Source organism: Glycomyces artemisiae, from assembly GCF_003002955.1.
GTDB classification, from domain to species: domain Bacteria; phylum Actinomycetota; class Actinomycetes; order Mycobacteriales; family Micromonosporaceae; genus Glycomyces; species Glycomyces artemisiae.
In genome coordinates, this window is record NZ_PVTJ01000004.1 from 43,157 (window position 1) to 59,994 (window position 16,838).

The 16,838-nt window shown below is 71.1% G+C and carries 13 protein-coding genes; 10 read left to right on the plus strand and 3 right to left on the minus strand.

The genetic code is table 11. The features are described from left to right. The first annotated feature begins 161 nt into the window (after positions 1-161). Together B0I28_RS11620 and B0I28_RS11625 are read left to right on the plus strand one after the other, a co-directional pair. Positions 162-1,583, plus strand: a complete 1,422-nt coding sequence (locus tag B0I28_RS11620; protein WP_281260928.1) for a glycoside hydrolase family 6 protein — start codon at positions 162-164, stop codon at positions 1,581-1,583. A gap of 342 nt (positions 1,584-1,925) precedes the next feature. Beyond that, positions 1,926-3,689 (plus strand): glycoside hydrolase family 6 protein, encoded by a 1,764-nt coding sequence (locus B0I28_RS11625; protein ID WP_106364010.1) that lies wholly within the window; start codon positions 1,926-1,928, stop codon positions 3,687-3,689. A 262-nt stretch (positions 3,690-3,951) separates the two neighbouring features. On the opposite strand, the gene B0I28_RS11630 is transcribed toward B0I28_RS11625, so the two are convergent. Continuing rightward, the gene (locus tag B0I28_RS11630; RefSeq protein WP_106364011.1) at positions 3,952-4,608 is read right to left on the minus strand and encodes a TetR/AcrR family transcriptional regulator; all 657 of its coding nucleotides are present in this window, start codon (positions 4,606-4,608) and stop codon (positions 3,952-3,954) included. 14 nt (positions 4,609-4,622) lie between these two features. Then, positions 4,623-6,224: an MFS transporter gene (locus B0I28_RS11635; protein WP_106364012.1), complete on the minus strand. Its 1,602-nt coding sequence runs from the start codon at positions 6,222-6,224 to the stop codon at positions 4,623-4,625. A gap of 337 nt (positions 6,225-6,561) precedes the next feature. Between B0I28_RS11635 and B0I28_RS11640 the strand changes: the two genes are divergently transcribed. Together B0I28_RS11640 and mqnP are read left to right on the plus strand one after the other, a co-directional pair. Beyond that, positions 6,562-8,031 (plus strand): menaquinone biosynthesis decarboxylase, encoded by a 1,470-nt coding sequence (locus tag B0I28_RS11640; RefSeq protein ID WP_106364013.1) that lies wholly within the window; start codon positions 6,562-6,564, stop codon positions 8,029-8,031. Further along, a complete protein-coding gene (gene mqnP / locus B0I28_RS11645) occupies positions 8,024-8,908 on the plus strand; it encodes a menaquinone biosynthesis prenyltransferase MqnP (protein ID WP_106364014.1) in 885 nt (294 codons plus the stop codon). Before B0I28_RS11640 ends, mqnP begins: the two co-directional genes overlap by 8 nt. Here the strand turns inward: mqnP and B0I28_RS11650 are convergent. Further along, the gene (locus B0I28_RS11650; protein ID WP_106364015.1) at positions 8,905-9,621 is read right to left on the minus strand and encodes an NAD(P)-dependent oxidoreductase; all 717 of its coding nucleotides are present in this window, start codon (positions 9,619-9,621) and stop codon (positions 8,905-8,907) included. The two genes, mqnP and B0I28_RS11650, sit on opposite strands and share 4 nt — an antisense overlap. Positions 9,622-9,712: 91 nt before the next feature. Here B0I28_RS11650 and B0I28_RS11655 point away from each other — a divergent pair, with 91 nt between their 5' ends. The 6 genes from B0I28_RS11655 (at position 9,713) to htpX (ending at position 16,770) form a co-directional block, all read left to right on the plus strand. After that, the gene (locus tag B0I28_RS11655; RefSeq protein ID WP_106364016.1) at positions 9,713-10,387 is read left to right on the plus strand and encodes a TetR/AcrR family transcriptional regulator; all 675 of its coding nucleotides are present in this window, start codon (positions 9,713-9,715) and stop codon (positions 10,385-10,387) included. A 174-nt stretch (positions 10,388-10,561) separates the two neighbouring features. Beyond that, complete coding sequence (gene nuoK, locus B0I28_RS11660) at positions 10,562-10,906, plus strand: NADH-quinone oxidoreductase subunit NuoK (protein WP_106364017.1); 345 nt, start codon at positions 10,562-10,564, stop codon at positions 10,904-10,906. Then, the gene (locus tag B0I28_RS11665; RefSeq protein WP_219926712.1) at positions 10,903-12,687 is read left to right on the plus strand and encodes an NADH-quinone oxidoreductase subunit 5 family protein; all 1,785 of its coding nucleotides are present in this window, start codon (positions 10,903-10,905) and stop codon (positions 12,685-12,687) included. The genes nuoK and B0I28_RS11665 overlap by 4 nt, the downstream gene beginning before the upstream one ends. Continuing rightward, entirely contained in the window at positions 12,687-14,441 is a 1,755-nt protein-coding gene (locus tag B0I28_RS11670; protein WP_219926740.1) for a complex I subunit 4 family protein, read from the plus strand. The genes B0I28_RS11665 and B0I28_RS11670 overlap by 1 nt, the downstream gene beginning before the upstream one ends. Then, positions 14,438-15,829, plus strand: coding sequence for a proton-conducting transporter transmembrane domain-containing protein (locus tag B0I28_RS11675; protein ID WP_106364356.1), 1,392 nt, complete (start codon positions 14,438-14,440; stop codon positions 15,827-15,829). Before B0I28_RS11670 ends, B0I28_RS11675 begins: the two co-directional genes overlap by 4 nt. A 74-nt stretch (positions 15,830-15,903) precedes the next feature. Further along, positions 15,904-16,770 (plus strand): zinc metalloprotease HtpX, encoded by an 867-nt coding sequence (gene htpX / locus B0I28_RS11680; RefSeq protein ID WP_106364018.1) that lies wholly within the window; start codon positions 15,904-15,906, stop codon positions 16,768-16,770. The last annotated feature ends 68 nt before the right edge of the window (positions 16,771-16,838 follow it).

Consider the following 16,838-nt stretch of genomic DNA (forward strand, 5'->3'; position numbering starts at 1 on the left):
CATCTATGCCGCCAATCTGACTTTTCTGGATTCTCCGGTCGTGAAGCCCTTGACATCACTGTGATACATAGGCAAACTTCGATGTGATGTTGGGAGCGCTTCCGTGGACACCCGGTACACGCGGAGCCGTTCCCCAGCCCCGACCAGCAAAGGGAAGGCACATGACGCTCAACCGAAGCAGACACCACAGCGGCCCCAGGAGACTGGTGGCGCTCGGCGCGGCGGCGGCCGCCGCCGCGACCGTCAGCGCCCTGGCGGTGACCACGGCCGGCGCAGAGGAGCCCGTCGAGGCCCAGCAGACCAAGGTCGACAACCCCTACGAGGGCGCGCAGGTCTACGTCAACCCCGTCTGGTCGGCCCTCGCCGCGGCCGAGCCGGGCGGCGACGCGATCGCCGACCAGCCGACCGGCGTGTGGCTCGACCGCATCAGCGCCATCGAGGGGAACGACTCCCCCACCACCGGGTCCATGGGCCTGCGCGACCACCTCGACGAGGCCGTCGCCCAGGGCGCGGACGTCGTCCAGATCGTCATCTACAACCTGCCGGGCCGCGACTGCGCCGCGCTCGCCTCCAACGGCGAGCTCCCCGCGGACGCGATCGACCGGTACAAGACCGAGTACATCGACCCGATCGCCGAGATCCAGGGCGACCCGGCGTACGCGGATCTGCGGATCGTCAACGTCATCGAGATCGACTCGCTGCCGAACCTGGTCACGAACGTCTCGCCGCGGGCCACCGCGACCGCCAACTGCGACACGATGAAGGCGAACGGGAACTACGTCGACGGCGTCTCCTATGCCGCCGCGACGCTCGGCGCGCTGCCGAACACCTACAACTACCTCGACGCGGGCCACCACGGCTGGATCGGGTGGACCAACGACGACCCGCAGTACGACAACTTCCACGCCTCCGCGGCGCTGTTCGGCTCGCTCATCGGCGAGAACGGCATGACCGCGGACGACGTGCACGGGTTCATCACCAACACCGCGAACTACTCGGTGCTCGAAGAGCCCTACTGGGAGGTCGACCAGGTCGTCGGCGGCAAGCCGCTCAACCAGAACGGCGACGTGAAGTGGGTCGACTGGAACGCCTACAACGGCGAGATCGACTTCTCGACCGCGTTCCGGGACGAGCTGGTGTCCAACGGCTTCAACGAGAGCATCGGGATGCTCATCGACACCAGCCGCAACGGCTGGGGCGGCCCCGACCGGCCCACCGGCCCGTCGACCTCGACCGACCCGGTGACCTTCGTCGACGAGTCGCGCATCGACCCCCGCTACAACAAGGGCAACTGGTGCAACCAGGCCGGCGCCGGCCTCGGCGAACGGCCGCAGGCCAGCCCCGAGGCGGGCATCGACGCCTACGTGTGGATCAAGCCGCCCGGGGAGTCGGACGGCGCCTCCGAGGAGATCCCGAACGACGAGGGCAAGGGCTTCGACCAGATGTGCGACCCCGCGTACGAGGGGAACATCCGCAACGGCAACAACCCCAGCGGCGCGCGCGGCGAGATGCCGCTGTCGGGCCACTGGTCGTCCGAGCAGTTCGCCGAGCTGCTGGCGAACGCGTACCCGCCGGTGAGCTAGCCGGGTGGGGACAGGGCGGACCGGCACTCCGCCCGCAGGAAACGGCGGGGCCGCGCATCAGCGCGGCCCCGCCGCCGTGCACCCTCCGCCGCGAACTTTTTCTAAGCTCCCCTTCGCGTTTCCGCGGGAGCGTTTTCACTGATTCAAGCGCTTGCCGGGCGGCCGGTCGGCCGTGAAAGCGGTGGCCCGTGCCCTCCCATGCGCGAAATATCCAGCCGGACCTCTTGACAGCCCATCTATATATCGGAGATTATCAATGCACATCTTGGGAGCGCTTCCCTCGATGGACACCCGTTCCGGGCTGCGCGGTTGCGGCCCTTCAACCCCGAAGGACATCGAAACATGCAAGTACCTAAGAAACGAAGGAGATTGGCCATCACCGGCGTCGCGGTCGCCGCGCTCGCCGCCACCGGGCTGACCTTCGCTTCGGCGAACCAGGCACTCGCCGAAGAGGGCTGCAAGGTCGACTACAAGGTCGTCAGCAGCTGGGGCTCCGGTTTCCAGGCCAACGTCACGATCACCGCCCAGGAGCCGATCAACGGCTGGGAGCTGAAGTGGAACTTCCCCTCGGGCACCACGGTCTCCAGCGCCTGGAACGTGAGCTACACCCAGAGCGGCACCTCGTTCACCGGTAAGGACGTCGGCTGGAACGGCTCCATCGCCTCCGGCCAGAGCAAGGAGGTGTTCGGCTTCATCGGCTCCGGCTCCTCGGCGACCCCGGCGCAGTTCACCATCAACGGCGACGTCTGCAACGGCACGACCCAGCCGCCCACGAGCGAGCCGCCCACCTCCGACGACCCCACCGGCAACCCGGGCGGCGGCGACAAGGTCGACAACCCGTACACGGGCGCTCAGGTGTACGTGAACCCGATCTGGTCGGCCAACGCCGCGGCCGAGCCGGGCGGCGACGCGATCGCCGACGAGCCCACCGCCGTGTGGCTCGACCGGACCTCCGCGATCTACGGCAACGGCTCCCCGACCACCGGGTCGATGGGCCTGGAGGACCACCTCGACGAGGCCCTCGCGCAGGGCGCCGACGTCATCCAGGTCGTCATCTACAACCTGCCCGGTCGCGACTGCGCCGCGCTGGCCTCCAACGGCGAGCTGGCGGCGGACGAGATCGACGAGTACAAGAACGACTACATCGACCCGATCGTCGACATCATGGGCCAGGCGAAGTACGCCGACCTGAAGATCGTCAACGTGATCGAGATCGACTCGCTGCCGAACCTCGTCACCAACGTCGCCCCGCGCGCGACGGCGACCGCCAACTGCAACACGATGAAGGCGAACGGGAACTACCAGGACGGCATCTCGTACGCGACGGCCGAGCTCGGCTCGCTGCCGAACACGTACAACTACCTGGACGCGGGCCACCACGGCTGGATCGGCTGGACGAACAACGACCCGCAGTACGACAACTTCCACTCCTCGGCCGACATGTTCGGCACGCTCATCGGCATGAACGGCATGACCGCGGACGACGTCCAGGGCTTCATCACGAACACCGCGAACTACTCGGTGCTCGAAGAGCCGTACTGGAACGTCGACCAGGTCGTCGGCGGCAAGGCGATCAACCAGAACCCCGACGTCAAGTGGGTGGACTGGAACGCCTACAACGGCGAGATCGACTTCGCCACGGCGTTCCGCCAGGAGCTGGTCTCCAACGGGTTCAACTCGAACATCGGCATGCTGATCGACACCAGCCGCAACGGCTGGGGCGGCGACTACCGGCCGACCGGGGCCTCGACCTCGACGAACCCGGTGACCTTCGTGGACGAGTCGCGGATCGACCAGCGCTACAACAAGGGCAACTGGTGCAACCAGGCCGGCGCCGGCCTCGGCGAGCGGCCGCAGGCGAGCCCTGAGCCCGGCATCGACGCCTACGTGTGGATCAAGCCTCCGGGCGAGTCCGACGGCGCGTCGGAGGAGATCCCGAACGACGAGGGCAAGGGCTTCGACGAGATGTGCGACCCGGACTACGGGGGCAACATCCGCAACAACAACAACCCCAGCGGCGCCCGCGACGACATGCCGCTCTCGGGCCACTGGTCCTCCGAGCAGTTCCAGGAGCTGCTGGAGAACGCCTACCCGCCGGTGAACTAATCGGGCCGCCAGCAGCTCCTGGAACCAGGAAGCACGGTCAGGAGCTGCTGGAGAACGCCTACCCGCCCATCAACCAGGGGCGCAGTACCGGGCCCGGCGTTCCGGGAGGCGGATCGCCGGGCCCCCAGACCACATCCTCGGTTCCTTCCGGAGACCGGGCCCCGCGGGACGGCGGGGCCCGGTCGCAAAACCAAGTGCGACGCACTGCGGCCCCGGCCGGTCGTTCGACCGGCCGGGGCCGCGGTGCGTCTGCTTGCGTCCCTTACGGGTTGCGGGTCTCGCAGAGCGGGCCGCCGAGGCCGCGCAGGAGGTTGTCGACGAAGCGCTCGACGGTGTCGTCGGCCTGGAGGTGCGAGTACTGCCCGTAGACGAAGATCGTCAGGAGCGGGCTGGTGAACATCGCGACCGCCAGGTCGAGGTCGAGGTCCGGCGCGACCTCGCCGCGCTCGGCCCAGTACTCGAAGGTGTCCCTGACGTACTTGCGCCGCAGCTCCACGAGCCGGTCGTGGTGGCGCTTGTACTCCGGGTCCTCGTGGAAGACGGTCATCATGCACCGCACGACCTTCATGTCGCGCGGGCCGTAGGTGCGGCGCATATTGTTGCCGAGGAAGATGAGGTCGTCGCGCAGCGAGGTGTGCGGGATCCCCTCCGGCGCAGGGGCCTTGATGCTCTCGAAGGCCGCGGCGACGAGCTCCTCCTTGGAGGACCAGCGCCGGTAGATGGTGGCCTTCGAGACGCCCGACAGCTCCGCGACGCCCTCGACGCTGACGTCGGTGACGTTCCCGTGCTCCGCGATGAGGTCCAGCACCGCTTCCAGGATGGACTCGCTCACCGCCTGGCTGCGTGGGCGGCCCTTGGCGGGGGTCGTCGGCGCAGGGGCCCGGTGGTGGGCGGTCGCATCGCGGAGCTCGGGTCGCATGACTCGATTGTCCCTCAGACCTCGACGAGCGCGGGCTCGGCCGCTTCGGCGGGGGCCTCGGTCCCTTCGGCGCGGCGCTTCCCCGGGAAGAACAGCGCGATGATGACCAGTCCGACCACGCCCACGGCGACCGCGGCGAGCGCGGTGGTGTGGAGCGCGTGGATGAACGAGTCGTTCGCGGCCTGCGCGACCTGGGCGGCGGCGTCGGCCGGGATCGCCCCGGTCTCCAAGGCGCCGTAGGTGGACGCGTAGGACTCGCGGGCGGCGTCGGGCAGCTGCGGCGCGGCGTCGGTGATCTGGGTCCGGTAGACCTGGGCCATGATCGTGCCGAGGACGGCCACGCCGAGCGCGCCGCCGACCTGGCGGAGCGTGTTGGCGAGGGCGGAGCCGACGCCGGCCTTCTCGCGCGGGACCGAGGACATGAGCGTGTTCATCGCGGGCGGCATGAGGTTGGCCATGCCGGCGCCGGTGATGAAGAACAGGCCGATGACGACCCACACGGAGGTGTCGGCCTCGAACACGAGCGCGGTCACCGTGAAGTTGGTGATGACCAGGAGCATCGCGACGATGCCGACGGCCTTGGCGCCGAACTTGTTCACGAGCGTGTTCGACAGCGGCGCGAAGACGAGCATGGAGGCGCCGAACGGCAGGAACAGCAGGCCGGTCTCCAGCGGCGAGTAGCCCTTCATGATCTGGAGGTAGAAGGTCATGAAGAACATCAGGCCCATCATCCCGAAGAACGTGAGGGTGATGATCGCCGAGGACGCGGAGAAGCGGGTGCTCTTGAACAGCTTCATGTCGAGGGAGGCGTGCGGGATGCGACGCTCCCAGAGGACGAACCCGACGAGGATGAGCACGCCGAGGGCGATGGTGCCCCAGACCTCGATGCCGGTCCAGGAGCCGGCGTCGCCGGCCTCGATGATGCCGTAGGTGAGGCTGACGAGGCCGATCATGGACAGGGCCATGCCGACGAAGTCGGCCTTGGCCTGGCTGCCCTTGGACTCGGGCGCGAGGATCGTGATGGCGATGAGGCCGAACACGACGATCGGGACGTTGATGAGGAAGACCGAGCCCCACCAGAAGTGGTCGAGGAGCGCGCCGCCGACGATCGGGCCGATGGCGCCGCCGATGCCGACCGCGCCGGTCCAGATGCCGAGGGCCTTCGGGAACTCCTTGGCGGAGAAGACGTTGCGCAGGAGCGACAGCGTCGAGGGCATCATGATGGCCGCGCCGGCGCCCATGAGGGCGCGGTACCAGATGAGCTGGTCGGGCGTGGACGCGTAGGCGGAGAGCAGGGAGGCGACGCCGAAGACGACGAGGCCGGCCAGGAGCATCCGCTTGCGTCCGAGGCGGTCGCCGATGACGCCGGAGGCGAACAGGAGGCCCGCGAAGACGAGCGTGTACGAGTTGATCATCCACGCGAGGTCGCTCTGGGTCGCGCCGACGCCCTGCTCGGGGTCGGCGAGGGTCTTCATCGCGACGTTCAGGACGGTGTTGTCGAGGACGACCACGATGAGGCTGAGCACGAGGACGCTCAGGATCGCCCACCTGCGGGGGTGGCCGTGGTCGTCGTCGGTTCCCGCCGCTGGGGCCGGAACGGAACGGGTTTCGCTCACAGGGTTTCCATTTCTGCGATCGCACCTGGCGGTGCGGAGATGTCGCCGCGGCGCCGATACCGCGGGTGGTGTCTTGTCGTCTCTTCATGACGATCCGCGGGCGGGACATGTGACGTCCCGGGCGCGGGTGGCGCGTGCTCGCGAGCCTGGGGCTTCGCGAGGCGCGGCCTGGTGTTGGTGACGACTCTACGTCATTCCGAAACGATACGGTACCGTATCGTTAAGTAGATCACACGGAATCCTACCGCCGGGGTGCGACAGTCCTGTGAACTCCGCGCGAAGGACCGTGTTCACTCCGCATCGGCCTCGCCGGGCCCTCCCGGCCCCGGGTGGTTGAATGGGGTCCGTGGCACCCAAGTTCCCTTACGACGACCTCCAGTCGTTCCTGGCCGCCCTCGAAGCCGACGGCGACCTGAAGCGGATCTCAGCGGAGGTCGACCCGCACCTGGAGATCTCCGAGATCGTGCAGCGGGTGGTCCGCGACGGCGGGCCCGCGCTCCTGTTCGAGCGGCCCGCGGGCAGCGACATCCCCCTCGCGATCAACCTGTTCGGGACCACCTCCCGCACCGCGAAGGCCCTCGGCGTCGGCGACCTCGACGAGATCGGCCAGCGCATCGGCGAGCTCGCCAAGCCCGAGCTGCCCGTGGGCTGGGCGGGCATCCGCGACGGCCTCGGGAAGCTCATGCAGCTGAAGTCGGTGCCGCCCAAGCGGGTCAAGAAGGCGCCGTGCCAGGAGGTCGTCTTCACCGGGGACGACGTGGACCTGAACATGCTCCCGGGCCTCCAGGTGTGGCCCGGCGACGGCGGGGTCTTCCACAACTTCGGGCTCACCCACACCAAGCACCCGGAGACCGGGAAGCGGAACGTGGGGCTCTACCGGCTCCAGCAGCACGACGAGCGGACGATCGGCCTGCACTGGCAGATCCACAAGAACTCGACGTCGCACTACGCGGAGGCCGAGAAGCGCGGGGAGCGGCTGCCGGTGGCGGTCGCGATCGGCGCGGACCCGGTGATGGCGTACGCGGCGACCGCGCCGCTGCCGCCGGACATCGACGAGTACCTGTTCGCGGGGTTCCTGCGGGGCGAGCGGGTCGAGATGACCGACTGCCTGACGGTGCCGCTCCAGGTCCCGGCGAACGCGCAGATCGTCCTGGAGGGCTGGGCCGAGCCGGGCGAGCGGCTCCCGGAGGGGCCGTTCGGGGACCACACGGGGTTCTACACGCCGGTGGAGCCGTTCCCGGTGATGCACGTCGAGGCGATGACGATGCGGCGGAAGCCGATCTACCACACGATCATCACCTCGGCGCCGCCGCAGGAGGACCACGGGCTGGGGAAGGCGACGGAGCGGACGTTCCTGCCGCTGGTCAAGATCATGATCCCGGAGATCGTGGACTACGACATGCCGGCCGCGGGGGTGTTCCACAACTGCGTGATCGTCTCGATCGACAAGAAGTTCCCGAAGCAGGCGCAGAAGGTGATGAGCGCGATCTGGGGGCTCCAGATGATGAGCCTGACGAAGCTCATCGTGGTCGTGGACGCGGACTGCGACGTGCACGACTACCGCGAGGTGGCCTGGCGCGCATTGGGGAACGTGGACTACTCGCGGGACCTGCTGCTGACCGAGGGCCCGGTGGACCACCTCGACCACGCGTCGTACCACCAGTTCTGGGGCGGCAAGGCGGGGATCGACGCGACCGCGAAGTGGCCCGAGGAGGGCTACACGCGCGGCTGGCCGGAGGCGATGCGCATGAGCGCGTCCGTGAAGGCCACTGTGGACCGACGCTGGAAAGAATACGGAATTGACTGACACCGCCGCCCGCCCGAACCCGGTCAGGGACTTCCTGAAGCTCGTCGCCTTCGAGCACTCGGTGTTCGCGCTGCCCTTCGCGTACCTCTCGACGCTCACCGTGATGCGCCTGGAGGACGCGTTCTCCTGGCTCGACCTGGTCCTGGTCACCGTGGCGATGGTCGCGGCCCGCACGCTCGCCATGGCCGCCAACCGGATCATCGACCGCCGGATCGACGCCCAGAACCCGCGCACGGCGCAGCGCGAGCTCGTCACGGGGAAGGTCTCGCTGCGGACGGCGTACTGGGGCTGCGCGGTGAGCCTCGCGGCGCTCCTCGCCGCGGCGTTCTTCCTGAACCCGCTGTGCTTCTACCTGAGCCCGCTCGCCGTGGCGCCGCTCGTCGTCTACCCGTACGCGAAGCGGTTCACGAACTACCCGCACGCGGTCCTCGGCCTCGCCCAGATGGTCGCCCCCGTGGGCGCGTGGCTGGCCGTCACCGGGACGTTCGCGGGCTCGGGCCCGGCGATCGTCCTCGGTGCGGCCGTGGGGCTCTGGATCGGCGCGTTCGACCTGATCTACGCGTGCCAGGACGTGGAGATCGACCGCGTGATCGGGGTCCACTCGACCCCGGCGCGGTGGGGCGTGAAGGCCGCGCTCCACGCCTCCTCCGTCGCGCACGTCGTGACCGTGGCCCTGTTCGCGTGGTTCGGCCTCCTCACCGGCTTCGGCCTCCTCTACTGGATCGGCCTCGCACTGGTCTCGGCCGCCCTGGTCTACGAGCACTCGATCGTGCGGCCCGACGACCTCTCGAAGGTCAACCGGGCCTTCTTCACCGCCAACGGCTTCGTCGCCGTGGCGCTGTTCGCCTTCGCCCTGGCGGACCTGCTGCTGCGCTAGGCCGCCTCCGAGGCGTGGGCGAGCGCTGAGGGCGTGAGGCGGCCGTTGATGGCGGGGGCCTCGTGGACGAGCGCGTCGTCTTCGACGGCGGCGACCATGAACAGGGCGAAGTCGGTGCGGCGGGTCAGGTTGCTCTCCAGAATGGGGTCGCCGACGTGGCGGCTCCAGACGGGGAGGCCCTGGCTCTCGCCCTCTTCGAGGTCGCTGCCGCGCACGACGGTCCAGCGGGTGTCGGAGTCGAAGATCAGGTCGGTGGCCCGGTACTGGTCGGCGATGTCGACCAGGCGCGTGATCTTCATGAGCTTCGCGAAGGCGACGGCGGCCCTGATGCCGCGCTTGTACCGGTCCTGGCCGTCGCGGGTGATGTGCCAGCCGCACGAGAAGACCAGGCGCGCACCGGGTTTCGCGAAGTCGATGACGGCTTTGGCGGTGCCGGAGGCGTAGTCGTGGACGCCCCAGGGGACGAGGACGGTGAGGACGGCGTCGCAGCCGTCGACGGCGCGCTCGATGACGTCGCGGTCGTTCGTGAACGCGCCGTGGACGGTGATGCGCCCGGCGAAGTCGTCGAGCTTGCGGACGCTCTTCTCGCGGCAGACGCCGACGACCTCGTAGCCGCGGTCGAGCGCGTGCCGCACCATGTAGCGGCCGAGTTTGCCTGAGGCGCCGACGATGCAGACCTTCTTGCCGACGCCGGTCTGCGGGATGGGTTCCATGACGTGCTCCTGGGTTGAAGGGTACTTGCTCCTTTACACTGTACAGGAAAACTGTACGGTGTAAAGTACGGCGGATGGACAGGAGCGGAACGTGACCGACGAACCCGCCGCGGGCTCGGCCCGCGGCTCGCTGAGCAGGGAGAAGGTCCTGCGCGCCGCCGTCGACATGGCCGACGCCGCGGGCGGCGACGTGCCCAGCACCCGCAGGCTCGCCGAGCGCCTCGGCGTGCGCGCCATGGCCCTCTACCACCACTTCAAGAACAAGGACGAGCTCCTCGACGGCATGGTCGACCTCGTCTTCGCCGAAGTCGAGCTGCCCGAGCAGGGCGAGCCGTGGCGGGAGGGGATGCGGCGGCGGGCCGGGTCGATGCGGGCGGCGCTCGGCCGCCACCCGTGGGCCGTCAGCCTCATGGACTCGCGCGTGAACGCCGGGCTCGCCACCTTGCGCCACCACGACGCCGTGCTCGGGTGCCTGCGCGCCGACGGCTTCTCCGTCGCCGGTGCGGCCCATGCCATCTCGCTGCTCGACAGCTACGTGTACGGCTTCGCGATCCAGGAGGCCGCGCTGCCGTTCGACGCCGCGGGCGGCGACGACATGGCCGCGCTCACCGAAGGGATCATGGCGCAGGCGCAGGGCATGTTCCCGCACCTCGTCGAGATCGCCGTCGAGCACGCCCTGAAGCCCGGGTACGCCTACGGCGACGAGTTCGCGATCGGCCTCGACCTCATCCTCGACGGCATGGAGCGCCGCCGCGCCGACTGGTGACCCGCCCGCGCGTGGACCGTGGGGCCGGTGGTGACCGGGGGGCGGGCCGGGCCCGCGACCCGGCGTTTCAGGCGGATCGACACGGCCCCGGGTCTGGACTTTCGCAGGCCCCGTGGTCCAAGATGGGGCCATGTGGCCCCGATCGACCGATCCCCTCCCGCCGGGGAGGACCCAGTGCATCCGCTGATCGGATACCTGATCGCCGTGGGCCTCTTCGCGATCGGCCTCTACGGCGTCCTCACGCGCCGCAACGCCGTCCTCCAGCTCGCCGCCGCCGAGCTCATGCTCGGCGGCGTCCACCTCGTCCTCGTCACCACCGACCTCGTGGTCCGCTCCCACACCGGGCAGAGCTTCGCGCTGTTCATCGTGGTCATCGCCGCCGCCGAAGTCGGCGTCGGCCTCGCGCTCGTCCTCAACCTGTGGCGCGAGCGCGCCTCCATCGACACCGACGGCCTCCCCGAAGACGACGCCGCCGAGGGGACCGCGGGCGGGGCCGCGGAGCGGCGGGTGCCCCGGTGACCGCCCTCGCCTGGCTCCTCATCGCCGCCCCCGCCGCCGCGGGCCTCGCCGGACTCCTGGTGCACCGCAGGGACTTCGCCGTCGTACTGGCCTACACCGGGCCGGGCGCGGCGCTCGCGTGCGCCGCCGCCGTCTCGTTCGCGAACCCGCAGGCGTCCTATGTGCTCGCCGACTTCGGCTCCGTCACCGCGACCGCGGCCCTCGACCTCTCCCCCGGCGCGTGCGCCGTCGCGCTCGCCACCGGGTTCGTGTCGCTCCTCGTGCAGCTCTACTCGGCCGCGTACCTGCGCGACGACCCGCGCTACGCGCCGTTCGCCGCCCAGGTGAACCTGTTCTGCGCCGCGATGCTCCTCGTCGTCGCCGCCGACGACCTCGTGCTCCTCCTCATCGGCTGGGAGGTCATGGGCGCCTGCTCGTACCTCCTCATCGCCCACTACGCGAAGCTCCCGCAGGCGCCGGGCGCGGCCGCGAAGGCGTTCCTGGTGACCCGGTTCGGGGACGTCGCGTTCGTCCTCGGCGTCATGATCACCGGCGTCGCCGCGGGCACCTTCCGCATCGGCGAGATCCACGACGCGCCCACGCTCGCGATGCTCCTGATCCTGTTCGGCTGCATCGGGAAGTCCGCGCAGTTCCCCCTCCAGATCTGGCTGCCCCCGGCGATGGCCGGCCCGACCCCGGTGAGCGCCCTGATCCACGCGGCGACGATGGTCGCGGCGGGCGCGTACGTGCTCACACGGCTCCTCCCCGCGTGGCCCGCGGACCTGCTGCTCGTGGTCGCGGTCGTGGCGGCGGTGACGATGGTCGGCGCGGGGCTGTGCGCGCTGGCGGCGCGGGACGTCAAGGGCGTGCTCGCGTGGTCGACGGTGTCGCAGGTCGGCTTCATGTTCGCGGCCGTGGCGGTCGCGGCCGGGGACGCGGCGCTGTTCCACCTCGTGGCGCACGCGGCGTTCAAGGGGCTGCTGTTCCTCACCGCGGGCGTGGTGATCGCCCTGGCGGGCACGGACGGGTCGCTGCGGGCGACGCGGCTGCGGCCGGGCGATTCGCGGCTCGCGTTCTGGGCCATGACGATCGGCCTCGCGGCGATGGCGGGCCTGCCGCCGCTCGGCGGGTTCTACTCGAAGGAGACCGTGCTCGGCGCGGCCTACGAGGCCGGGACCCCGGCCGGGGTGGTCGTGTTCTGGGCGGGGGTCGGCGCGAGCATCCTGACCGCGGCGTACGCGACGCGGCTGTGGCTGCTGCTGTTCTGGCGCGGCCCGGGGCCCGCGGCGCTGCCCGCGGTGCCGCGCGCGGAGTCGTTCAGCCTGTGGGCGCTGACCGCGGCGACGGTGCTTGTCGGCGCCCTCTACTACGCTGGGCCCTTCGAGGTGCCCGAGCTCCACGGGGACCTGATGGCGCTGCTGCTGCTCGCCACGGTCGGCGGCATCGCCATCGTCGCGGACTCCTGGTGGCGCGACGGCCGCGCCCGCGAACCGGTCCCCGACCGCGACCCGGCCCGCATCCTGGGCCGCGCCCGAGGCGCGCTCGCCGAGGGCCTGTACGCGGAACGCCTCGCGGCCAAGGCGACCCGCAGCGCCGCGGCCGCTCTGAGCGCTGCTGCGACGACCCTCGACGTGCGCCTGGTCGACGGCGGCGCCGTCGAAGGGTCCGCACGGGCGACCCTCGCCGCGGCCGAGCACACGGCGGAGGGCCATCGCGGCGGCCTGGTCCGCTACCTCCGGCTCAGCGCCGCCGGAACCCTCGTGGTCGCGGCGGTCGCGATCGGGGTGGGCCTGTGGAACTGATGCTGGTGCTGGCGGCGGCGCTGCCTGCGAGCGGGGCGCTCGCGGTATGGGGGCTGCGGCGCAAGCCCTACGCGCACTGGATCGGGGCCGGGGCTGCGGGGCTGGCGTTCGCCGCGGTGGCGCTGCTGCCGGTCGGGCGCGACACCGGTGCGCTCATCGCCGGGGACGGCGCGACCTGGTGGCACCGCGTCGCGATCCCCTGGGCGCCTTCGCTCCACCTCGACTTCGCCCTCGCGGTCGACGGCGTCTCCTGGACGCTCGCCCTCCTCACCGCGCTCCTCGGGGTCCTCTGCTGCCTCCACAACGCCGTCGGCGCCGAGCAGCGGGCCGCCGACCTCTACGGCGCCGACCAGGCGAGCGCTTCAGCCTCCCTTCAGCCCGCTTCAGCTCCCCTTCAGGAACCCGCAGGTAGCGTTGAAAACGGGGGGACCCCCGGCGGCGGGGACCCGGTGACTGGTGTGCACGCCGCCGGTCCGGCGACTTCAGGCCACCTTCAGGTTGCAACGGGCGCTTCAGGTTCCCTTCAGGATGGTGCGGGTAGCGTTGAAATCGGGGGGCCTCCCCTTGCGGCGGCGCCGGTGCACGGGGTGCCCTCCGGAGCGGGCGGGGAGGAGCGGGACGGGTGGCAGTCGCCCGTGCTGACCGCGCTGCTGCTGGCAGTGCAGGCGGCGTCGACGCTCGTGTTCCTCGCCGACAACCTCGTGCTGTTCTTCATCGCGTTCGAAGCGGTCCTGCTGCCGATGTGGGCGATCGTGCACCGGTTCGGGGACCCGCGGACGCGGCGGCGGGCCGCCGCGAAGTTCGCGCTGTTCACCATCGCCGGGTCGCTGCTCATGGCGACCGGCCTGTTCGTCGCGATCGCGGACACCGGGACCGCCGACCTCGGCGCCATCATCGCCGCAGGGGGTGTCAGCAGTGGCGTGTCGCTGCTCGTGTTCTCCCTCTTGGCGATCGGCTTCGCCGTCAAGGCCCCGCTGTGGCCGCTGCACTCCTGGCTCCCCGATGCGCATACCGCCGCGCCCACCGTCGGCTCGGTGCTCCTCGCGGGAGTCCTCCTCAAGCTCGGCACGTACGGCCTGATCCGCGTCGCGGGCGGCCTCGCGCCCGAAGGCGCGGCCGACGCCGCGCCCGTCCTCGCCGTGCTCGCCGCGGTCGGGATCGTCGTCGCCGGGCTCGTGTGCCTGCGCCTGCCCGAGCTCAAGCGCCTCATCGCGTACTCCTCGGTGGGCCACATGGGATTCGTGGTCCTCGCGTTCGCCGCCGGCACCGAAGCGGGCCTGCGTGCCGCGCTCTTCGGGAACCTCGCGCACGGCCTCGTCACCCCGCTCCTGTTCTTCCTCGCCGGAGCCCTCAAGGCCCGCACCCGCACCGGCAGCCTCACCGCCCTCGGCGGCCTGCGCCTCGCCGCGCCCGCGCTCGCCGGGCTCCTCGGGTTCGCCGCCCTCGCCTCCCTCGGCCTGCCCGGCCTCGCCGGGTTCTGGGGCGAGGCGTTCACCGTGTACGCCGCGGCCGAACGCGGCGGCGCCTGGCTCCTCCTCGCCGCGGCCGCCGCGTTCGGCGCGTTCCTCGCCGCCGCCTACCTGCTGCGGATGCTCAAGCACGTGAGCCATGGGTCCGTAGCGCCCGCGGCCTTCGGCATCGGGGACGTCTCCGCCGCCGAAGCCGCCGTCTGGTCCCCGCTCGTCGCCGGGACCCTCCTCCTCGGCCTCGTCCCCGGCCCGCTCCTGGCCCTGTTCGCGGAAGGCCACCTCTGATGCGCGCCCAAGCGATCGACCACGCCGCGATGCTGCCGCTCTACCTCGCCGCGGCCACCGCCGCCGCCGCCCTGTTCACCGGCCGGTTCGCCAAGGCCGCCGCCATGATCGGGCTCGGAACCGCCTCCGCGGCGGCCGTCTGGATCGGACTCGGGCCCGACCGCGCCGCCTTCGCCGTCGGCGAGTGGCACTCCTACGTCGCCGACGACGCCGCCATGGGCGCCGCCGCGCTCTTCGCCGCCCTCGCCGTCCTCGTCGCCGCCGTCAGCGGCAGGCGGCCCGGCGAGAACTGGTTCCTCCTGACCGCCTCCGCCGCAGGCGGGATCGCGCTCGCCGGGGCCCGCGACCTCATCACCCTCGTGGTCGCCGTCGAGACCCTCACGCTCCCGCTGTACGTCCTCGTCACCCGCCCCGGCCGCGACGGCGCCGAAGCCGGGACCACCTTCCTCATCGCCTCCGTCACCTCCTCCGCGACCGCCCTCATGGGCGCCGCGCTCCTCTACGCCGCCACCGGAACCGTCCACCTCGAAGGGCTCGCCGCCGCACTCGGCGACGCCCACGCGGGCCTCGCCGCCGCCGGGACCGCGCTCCTCCTCGCCGGGCTCGCCTTCAAACTCGCCGCCGCGCCCCTGCACGCCTGGGCGCCGCTCGTCCTCGAACGCGCCCCGCTTCCCATCGCCACCTACCTGGCGAGCGCCTCCAAACTCGGCGGCGCCGTCGCGATCGTCTGGGTCGTCGCCTTCGGGCTGCGGGGCACCGCGAGCGCCGGGATCGTCGTCGCCGTCCTCGCGGTCGCCTCGATCGCGGTCGGGAACCTCGGGGCGCTCGTGCAGCGCCGCACCGTGCCGCTCCTGGCCTGGTCGGGGATCGCGCACGCCGGGTACGCGCTCGCGCCGCTCGCCGTCATCGCGACCGCCGCGGGCCGCGAGCACGCGGGCGCGGCCGCTTCGGCGGCGTTCGCGTACGCGGTGTTCTTCGTGCTCCTGGAGGCCGGGGTCTTCGCGGCCCTCACGGCCGTGCGCGCGGAGGACGGCGGCGCGGTCGCCGACCTGGCCGGGCTGTGGAAGGCCGCGCCGCTGCCGGCGTCGGTGTTCCTGTTCGCGGTGGTCGGGCTGGCGGGGCTGCCGCCCGCGCTCGCCGGGACGGTGGCGAAGGTCGCGGTGCTCGAAGTGCTCGCGTCGTCGGCGGTGTGGCTGGCGGTGGTGGTCGCGGCGGGCGCGGTCGTCGGCCTCGCGTACTACCTGCCGCTGGCGCGGGCGGTGCTCACGGGCAGGTCAGGGGCCGTTCCGCGGCGGTACGCGGTCGCGCTGACCATCGCCGCCCTGGCCCTCGTTGCCGTGTCGCTGGCGCCGCAGCTCGTGTTGGACTTCACGTCCGTTTCTCGGTGAATTCCCAGTTCGTCCAGAAATACTGGCCGTAACCAGGACGTTGCTTTTCCCACAAGGAGGGAAACCCAACCACCATGAAGCACCACAACGGCCTCAAGACGGCGGTGCTGCTCGGCGCGATGTCGGCGATCGTGATCGCCATCGGCTACGCCTTCGGCGGCTCCACCGGCGTCCTCATCGCCGCGGTGATCGCGGTCGGCATGAACGCCTACGCCTACTTCAACTCCGACAAGATCGCCCTGCGCGCGATGCGGGCCCGGCCCGTGTCCGAAGCGGAGGCGCCGCAGCTGTACGCGACGGTGCGCGAGCTCGCGCAGCGCGCGGGGCAGCCGATGCCGCGGCTGTACGTCTCCCCGACGATGCAGCCGAACGCGTTCGCGACGGGCCGCAACCCGCAGCACGCGGCGGTCGCGGTCACCGAGGGGATCGTGCACCTGCTGACGCCCGCCGAGCTGCGGGCCGTCATCGGGCACGAGCTGTCGCACGTGTACAACCGCGACATCCTCATCTCGTCGGTCGCGGGCGCGCTCGCGGGGATCATCACGATGCTCGCGAACCTCGCGATGTTCCTGCCGTTCTTCGCCTCCGACGACGAGGACCGGCCGAACCCGCTCGTGCTGCTGCTGACGATGATCCTCGGGCCGGTCGCGGCCGGGCTGATCCAGATGGCCGTCTCGCGCTCGCGCGAGTACGAGGCGGACGCCGACGGCGCGCGCCTGACGGGTGACCCGCTCTCGCTCGCGAGTGCGCTGGAGAAGATCTCCGCGGGGGTCGACCGGATGCCCGCGCGGGCGGACAGCCGGATCGCGGAGCAGTCGCACCTGATGATCGAGTCGCCGCTGCGCGGGGGCGGGCTCGCGAGCCTGTTCTCGACGCACCCGCCGACGGCGCAGCGGGTCGCGCGCCTGCGGGAGATGGCCCGCGGCGTCGTCAGGTACTAGAACCAGGCGCCGTCAGGCACTCGAACCGACGGCGAGCACACCGAAAGCCGCGCCAGCATCCGCTGGCG